This window comes from Sphingobium sp. 3R8, assembly GCF_020166615.1.
GTDB lineage: Bacteria > Pseudomonadota > Alphaproteobacteria > Sphingomonadales > Sphingomonadaceae > Sphingobium > Sphingobium bisphenolicum.
This window is the reverse complement of sequence record NZ_JAIQXR010000035.1, coordinates 20,765-28,598: the sequence shown is the minus strand read 5'-3', so window position 1 is coordinate 28,598 and position 7,834 is coordinate 20,765. Positions and strand designations below refer to the sequence as shown.

Below are 7,834 nucleotides of genomic sequence, written 5' to 3'. Positions count from 1 at the left end.
TGCCACGTCAATGCCTCCACGCTCGCCAGCATTCTCAGCGATCTTATCGATGGTGTCGCTGAACGGTTCCGCAATGAATCCAGCAAATTGGACGGTACGGACCTGCAAAAAGCATTTAGATCGAGGTGGGAGGTTTTTCTTGCCTATGCGGTATCCCGCTAACGCTCCTTGCTGGGTATAAAAGGCCAAGCACGTCACAGAATGGGGCGAAAACTTCGGGAGCCCCGTCGTCACCACCGCACTACTCGATCGCATGTTGGACCACGCCATCGTCTCCAGATCGATGGATCGAGGTATCGCCTCAGGCGACATGCAGACCTGCTGGCCGAGCATGTTCCCTCGACCGCCCGGATCGCGGCCCTCACCGACGCGGACTTCCTTGACCCATAGCTGGGTTTCTGCAGCCTGCCGTTCGAGGACCAGCGGCACCATCAGGGTGGTGTCATTGAGCACGACATCGCGGATGACGCTGCTGGTGCGTTCGCGCGCGCCCAGGATGTATTCCATATCCAGTTCCTCGAGTGCGGCGATGGTATCGGCACTGATCATGCCGCGATCGGCCACCACGCAGGAGCGGGTGATGCCAAAACGCGTGCGCAGGCGCCTGACAATGGTCAGCAGCACCTTCACGTCGGCAGTGTTTCCCGGAACCATTTCCGTGCAGATCGGACGTCCCTGCGCGCCGATCACCACGGCCAGGATCATCTGGGCAAGCTCGGGCCGGTGGTCCTTGGAATGGCCACGGCGGCCCAGCGTACCGCCGCCTGCGCCGTAAAAGGAGAGCGAGGTCGTGTCCATGAACACCAGGCTCAGGTCGGTGAAAAGGTCCAGGCGCCGATCGAGCAGTTTCTCCGATCACGTCCCTCACGCAGCGAGGCGCCAGCGCATCTGCGGACTTCTCCTCGACCTCCTCGCCGAGGCAGGCCATACAGAATATGAGTCAGACCCAAATTTGCACGCCGCACCACAGTCCAGGAAGCTCGACGTTAAGGGGCGACGACACGAAATTGCATTTTGCGTACGATGAGGGAAGACCTTTGACCGCAGGTAAGCGCCGTTCCGCGGCAGGAGCAATCAGAGGCAAGAGCGCAAAACGGTCAGCCCTTCTGGCACTTTAAAAGTTGATCTCAAATTGCCGTTCGACATGCGCGACCGTGTAGGTTTCAGCGACACCAACGTCCATCGTTGTTGCAATGGCTCACCATCCGACCGCCAAGGCCGGTAACTTGCGAGATAGGAAGTCGATCCAAGCGCGCGTCTTGGCGGCCGGCCGACGCGTCGGGTGAGTCATGGCGTAGATGGCGCCCAGATCCATCAAGGATTCATGCACCAGGCCGCCTGACGGCATCACCTGTTTGTCGCGCATACGCGATCAGTAACGCCATATCTTAAGGATATTCTGTTCTCTGCCGACGAAGGAGGGCATTGATAGCTTGATTTGTCTCTACCGAATACAAACACGGCGACACCGGAACGTATTGGACGCCAGAAGTCTAGCGTATTGCATCTGCGCATGAGCGGTTTCGCGCGCTTCAATGATTGAGGGCGCGCCGGTTTCTACGGCGGCGACGGTCACTGTGTCCGATTTGGACAAATCATCGCGGCGGATCGTGAGCTTACGCGCGATGGTTCTGGCGGAGGGAACGCGGTACAGTGTGCCCGCGTCGACCTTCTCCGCCCGCCGTCGGCGTGTCGCCCATTCGGTCGCAAGGCGAAGGGAAACGACGGAGCGACTGCGCAGGATGAGGGCTTGGCCTGACCGACGATGATGGCCCGGAATATCTTTATGGGAGCACGGGCGGTCGCGTGGGCGAGCGGAGCCATAAAAGCCGATCAGGATACCGGCGACGCAATCCGCGATGTTTTGCAAAGCGGATGGTCGGAGCCGGCATAGGATGCCAAGCTGTTCCCTCGGCGAGAGGCCTCACCTAAGGCGCCTTCGGCCCGTTCAGAGGCCGAAGCACATCGATGATCCAGTCGATGAACACCCTAAGGCGGGACGCCAGGTGCCGGTTCTGCGGGTAGAGGATGAAGACCGGCAGAGGTGGCGGAGGCGTAGTGGTGATGACCGGAACGAAAGCACCGGCTGCGATCTCATGGTCGACCCAACTGTGTGGGATCTGAATGAGACCCAAACCGGCGAGACCAGCGGCCGTATAGGTCTCAGCCCCCCGGGCCTTGATCTGAAAGGGCAGGAGGATCTCACGGGACTGCGAGCCCTCTCCGAATTTCAGCGGATAGGTTTTGCCGGTGGCTGACGCCGTGTAACCGACCATTAGATGGCCATCGAGGTCATCGGGCGTTCGCGGCTCGCCGTGACGCGCGAGATAGGCGGAGGTCGCCAAGGTGATCTGGTTCAAGCTTGCGACCTTTCGTCCGACAAGGCCGGAATCGGGAAGGTCGCCCACGCGAAGGACGCAATCCACGCCTTCGGGGATGAGGTCCACAATTCTGTCACCCTCGCTGATATTCAGGGCGATGTCCGGGTATCGCGCAACAAAGTCGGGGAGAGCTGGCATGATAAACCGGTGAGCGAGCGTGCTTTGGAGATCGATCCGCAGCGGCCCTCGTGGTTCGGTTGCGCGAAAGATGGTTTCGGTCTCGTCCAAATCCGCCAGCAGTCGAACGCACCGCTCCTGGTAGAGGACACCGTCAAGCGTGGCCCGGACGCTGCGGGTAGTCCGATCCAGCAACCGCACCCCCAGATCGCGTTCAAGATGCTGGATCGCAGTGGTCACCGTCGCCCGGGGCAGGCCGAGATCCACCGCCGCTGCGGTAAAGCTGCCCCGCTCCACGATGCGAACGAAGAGACGCATGACGGCGATACGATCCATTCCTCATGTTAGAGGATTGTTTGTTCTTACGGAATAGTGATGTCCAAATTCCGCGACTAGTCCGAAACCACAGAAAGGATACTGCCAGAAACCCTGTTTCATCTCTCCGGAGGCTTCATGTCCGAGCACGTATACACCCAGACAATCAACGGCGTTGCTGCGCCGATCACCGGCACTTTCGACGTGATCAATCCAGCGACCGGCGCCGTATTCGCGCAGGCGCCCGAGTGCACGCCCGAGCAGGTCGAGGAGGTCATGACCGCCGCGCACGAGGCCTTCAAGACCTGGCGCAGTGCCAAGGATGCGCGTCGCGTCGCGCTGCACGCTGCAGCCGACATCATCGAAGCGAACACCGAGCGGCTTGTCGAAATCCTGGTGAAGGAGCAGGGCAAGCCCAAGGCTGACGCCGGGATCGAGATCTTTGCCGCAACGATGGTGTTCCGCTACTACGCCGACCTCGAGATCGCCCCGGACGTTATCCAGGACGACGAGATTGCGTACTCCGCCGTCATCCGCCAGCCCATCGGCCCCGCCGTCGCCATCACCGCCTGGAACATCCCGATCATCTTGGCCACCTGCAAGATCGCGCCGCTGCTTGCCGCCGGCAACACAGTGATCCTCAAGCCTTCGCCGTACACCCCGCTGACCACCCTTCTGCTGGGCGAGCTGCTGCGCGGAGTCTTTCCTCCCGGCGTGCTCAACGTCGTTAGCGGCGGCATGAGCTTCGGCCCCGAGCTGACCCAGCACCCGCTCACCCGCAAGATCACGATGACGGGCTCGACGGCTACCGGCAAGAAGGTGGCCGCGGCAGCTGCAGCCGGCGTCAAGCGCGTCACACTGGAGCTCGGCGGCAACGACGCTGCGATTGTGCTCGCGGATGCCGATCCTAAGGTCATTGCACAGCGCATCTTCTGGGGGAGTTTCCGCAACTCCGGTCAACTCTGCATCGCCGCCAAGCGGATTTATGTCCACGAGAGCATCGTCGCCGAGGTCACCGCGGAACTCGCTGCGATCGCCAACACCGTCACGCTCGGTGACGGCATGGACGACGACACCCAACTCGGCCCCTTGCAGAACCTGGCGCAGTTCGAGAAGGTCAGCGAGATCGTCCAAGATGCGCTGGCCAAGGGCGCTAAGGCCGTCACCGGCGGTTACAAGCTGGATCGCGAAGGTTACTTCTACGCTCCGACGATCCTGGCCGATGCGCGTCACGGTATGCGGGTCGTGGACGAGGAGCAGTTTGGGCCGGTCATGCCGATCATCTCGTTCTCCGATGTCGAGGAGGTGCTGAAGCTCGCCAACGACACGGAATTCGGTCTCGGCGGTTCAGTCTGGACGAGCGACTCCGCCCGTGGAGCGGCACTCGCCCGGCGCCTGGAGGCCGGAATGGTGTGGGTCAATACGCACAGCGACAATGTGTTCCCGACCCAACCATTTGGCGGCGTCAAGCAGAGTGGCATCGGCCTAGAAATGGGCCCTTGGGGCTACATCGCTTCGACCGATGCTCAGACGATCTATGAATCCCGCCAGACCGACACGATGTCGAAGCAGATTCACGTCGCCTAAGGCTTGCCAGTTCGCCCGATCATCTCGTGGCCGGCACGGTCCACTGACAAGTGAACCGTGCCGGCCACGGCTATTTGTCGAGGAGAACGGCGGCAGTGTTCAGGTGTGGGCGGCATGCTCGTGGTCACCGTGGTCCTTGACGATGAACGATGATGGCACGACTGCAGTGGTCGATCAGATCGGCGTTGCCGGCGCTCACCGCGACCTCGCTTCGGCGCGACGACCGCGAGGGCGGTGCGTGCCCGCGAAGCGGCGGTGTTATGGCGCAATGGCACCTAGGGGCTTGGGCATCGCGTGCTTGCCAGACTGCCCAAAGCGCTTTCGACAGGATAGCGACCAATCTGATCCGGTGATGCAAAACCGCTCTGCGCCGCCTGCCGTTTGCACGATGGCGATCTGTGTTGCGTGACAGTGGTGCTTCGCGGCCCCCGTAAAGATCGTGAGGGGCTGGTCGGAACATCATGTTAGATCCGTGAGGCAATCGGCTGGATTCCCTCTGCAGACACACCCTGTTGCGCGGTTGGTTGACAGGACCGCTCCTAAATAATAACAGCCTCCTAGCCGAAAAGAGCTCGCGGGTTGGTATTCCCGCATTCGCATAGCGAACTCGATATCCACGGCGTCACTGATGTCCACCTAAGGGTGGCGTAGTGGCGCTCGTGCCCATCAGCACTACAGCGTCGCGCGCCACAAATGGAGCGCCTGTTGTGCCGATGTTCTTGTGTCTGCCTTTTGACCATATCCTAATTCAGCGGACGTTCGCTGCTCTACCGACACCTGTCCGACCGGGCGCCATACAGGCCATCAATTGTCGCGATGGTAACGATCAGGCGCGGTTGCCGCGATGAGGAACGCGATTACCGCGTTACTTGCGGCATTGGGTCTGGCGTCCTGCGCGGTGCCGGACCTCGGTCCCAGCCCCGGTCCGCTGACGCCCACGCAGGTTCGGACACAAACGCTGGCCGGTGGCACAGGGGCGTGGCCACGCGACGATTGGTGGGACGGCTATGCCGACCCGCAACTATCCCGCCTGATTTCGGAAGGTCTAGAGCGCGCGCCTGACCTGGCGGCGGCCGCCGCCCGCTTCCGGGCTGCATCGGCGGTAGCACGCGAGGCGCGTGCCGGGCTCCTGCCGACGGTAGACGCCCAGGCGACCATCGATCTGACCAAACAGACCTATAATGGCGGCATCCCGCGGGAATTCAATCCGAAGGGCTGGAACGAGACGGGGATCGTCAACCTGCAACTGGCGTTGGACCTCGATCCATGGGGTCGCAACAGGGCGCTGGCCCGCGCCGCCATGTCCGAAGCCGACGCGGCGGCGCTCGAGCTGACACAGGCGCGCCTCGTCCTCAGCACGGCGATCGCAGACGCCTATGCCGAGTTGGTCCGGCTCATCGCCGAACGCGACGTCTCACTGGACACGATTGCGCTACGATCGAACACCAGGCGCCTGGTGGCCGAACGCGTCGCCAATGGCCTCGACACGCAAGCGGAGTTGAAGCAGGCGGTCGGCGCAATTCCCGCTGCCGAGGCGGATCTTGCCGCAACCGACGAAGCGATCGGACTGGTCAAGAACCAGCTCGCAGCGCTCGTCGGTCAGGGACCGGACCTTGCCAGATCGATCTCACCGCCAACCCGTCTGTCGGGCATGCACGGCATACCCGCCGACGTCAGGACCGATCTCCTTGCCAGGCGACCCGACATCCGTGCAGCCCTCGCCCGGGTCGAAGCCGCGGCCGCGCGCATCAAGGTTGCCCGGACGGCGTTCTATCCCTCGCTCGACATCACGGGCCTGATCGGTCTTCAAGCGTTGGGGCTGGACCGGGTGTTCAAAACGGGGTCGACCTATGGCAACGCTTCGCCTGCGATCGGCCTGCCCATCTTCCAAGGGGGGGCGCTGCGGGCACGCTACAGGGGCGCACGGGCCGAGTATGACGAGGCGGTGGCACAATATGATGCGACGGTGATCCAGGCCTTCCGCGAGGTCGCCGACGTCGCGGTCAGCCGCCAAGCGCTTGTCGATCGCCTCGGCAAGTCCGAAGCTGCATTGTTAGCATCGCGTGAGGCGTTCGACATCGCGCAGTTGCGATACAAAGGCGGGCTCTCGACCTTCCTCGACGTCCTGACCGCGCAGAATGCGGTGCTGATCAACCAGCGCGCCTCTGCTGTTCTGTCGACGCGCGCCTTCGCGCTCGACGTCTCGCTCGTCCGCGCCCTCGGTGGAGGATATTCCAATCCTCCACCCGCCGGGCCGGCAGCACCTTCCCTTCTTATCAAGGACAAAACCCGTGGCTGATACCGTATCGACGCCCGCGACGCAGAAACCGCACGCCGGTACAGGCCAATCTGCACGCAAGCGAGCTTTCACCGGGATCGGCGCGGCCGTCCTGCTCGGCGCAGCCGGCTACGGCGGTTGGTATTTCCTCTTCTCAGGTTCGCGCGTCTCGACAGACAACGCCTATGTCGGCGCGGACACGGCGATGGTTACGCCGATGGTCGGCGGACAGGTGGCGGCGGTGCTCGTGGGAGACACACAATCCGTGCGGCACGGGCAGGTTCTGGTACGTATCGACGACCGGGATGCCCGCATCGCCCTGGCATCTGCCGAGGCTGAGCTGGCACGGGCCCAGCGACAGTTCAACGAGACGAGGGCGACCGGCAGTGGACTGCTCGCTCAGGTCAACGCGCGCGATGCAGAGATCGTGCGAGCACGGGCGCAGCTTGCCTCTGCCGATGCGGACGCAACGCGCGCGAAGGTCGATTATGACCGACGCCGCGCCCTCAGTGCAAGCGGCGCGGTGTCTGGCGACGAGCTGACTTCGGCGACCAACCGCCTTTCCGGCGCGCAGGCCGCGGTCGCGCTCGCGCGGGCCGGCCTGACCCAGGCCACGTCGACCAAGGGCGCTGCCCAGGGCACCTATTCCGCCAATCAGGCGCTAACCCGAGGCATTTCGGCAGGTGAATCGCCCGAGGTCCTTGCCGCTCGTGCCCGTGTCGATCAGGCACGCCTCGATCTCGATCGGACAATCGTTCGTGCCCCGCTGGACGGGGTCGTCACGCGACGCGCCGTTCAGGTCGGCCAGCGACTGGCGCCGGGAGCCACGGCGATGATGATCGTCCCGACGGCGCAGATGTACGTCGACGCCAACTTCAAGGAGGCGCAGCTCACCCGCGTGAAGCCCGGACAAAAAGCGGTGCTTACGTCCGACCTTTATGGTGGAGACGTCAAATATCATGGCCGGATCGTCGGCTTCGCGGGCGGCACGGGCGCGTCGTTCGCGCTGATCCCGGCTCAGAATGCGACCGGGAACTGGATCAAGGTCGTCCAGCGCCTGCCGGTTCGCATAGCGCTCGATCCCCGGGAACTGGCACAGCATCCGCTGCGCGTTGGCCTCTCGATGGAGGCCGAGGTCGAACTCGGAAACGATTGA

Annotated in this window: 5 protein-coding genes; 3 read left to right on the top strand and 2 right to left on the bottom strand. The window is 62.9% G+C overall.

Translation table 11 applies throughout. The annotated features are described in order from the left end of the window. The coding region (locus tag K9B33_RS23205; RefSeq protein ID WP_318011164.1) for a transposase at window positions 1-798 on the bottom strand (798 nt) is incomplete at its 3' end. A 1,130-nt stretch (window positions 799-1,928) separates the two neighbouring features. After that, entirely contained in the window at window positions 1,929-2,834 is a 906-nt protein-coding gene (locus tag K9B33_RS22050) for a LysR family transcriptional regulator (protein WP_224551265.1), read from the bottom strand. 117 nt (window positions 2,835-2,951) lie between these two features. Here K9B33_RS22050 and K9B33_RS22045 point away from each other — a divergent pair, with 117 nt between their 5' ends. The 3 genes from K9B33_RS22045 (at window position 2,952) to K9B33_RS22035 (ending at window position 7,834) form a co-directional block, all read left to right on the top strand. Then, on the top strand, window positions 2,952-4,400 hold the full coding sequence (locus K9B33_RS22045; protein WP_224551264.1) for an aldehyde dehydrogenase family protein: 1,449 nt from the start codon (window positions 2,952-2,954) through the stop codon (window positions 4,398-4,400). Between the two features lie 844 nt (window positions 4,401-5,244). Beyond that, the gene (locus K9B33_RS22040) at window positions 5,245-6,699 is read left to right on the top strand and encodes an efflux transporter outer membrane subunit (RefSeq protein ID WP_224551263.1); all 1,455 of its coding nucleotides are present in this window, start codon (window positions 5,245-5,247) and stop codon (window positions 6,697-6,699) included. Beyond that, window positions 6,692-7,834, top strand: a complete 1,143-nt coding sequence (locus tag K9B33_RS22035) for an HlyD family efflux transporter periplasmic adaptor subunit (RefSeq protein ID WP_224551262.1) — start codon at window positions 6,692-6,694, stop codon at window positions 7,832-7,834. The genes K9B33_RS22040 and K9B33_RS22035 overlap by 8 nt, the downstream gene beginning before the upstream one ends.

Bases quoted from the DNA above. Each gene is read 5' to 3' on its own strand.
- K9B33_RS22050 (WP_224551265.1), bottom strand. From the start codon at position 2,834: ATGGATCGTATCGCCGTCATGCGTCTCTTCGTTCGCATCGTGGAGCGG.
- K9B33_RS22045 (WP_224551264.1), top strand. From the start codon at position 2,952: ATGTCCGAGCACGTATACACCCAGACAATCAACGGCGTTGCTGCGCCG.
- K9B33_RS22040 (WP_224551263.1), top strand. From the start codon at position 5,245: ATGAGGAACGCGATTACCGCGTTACTTGCGGCATTGGGTCTGGCGTCC.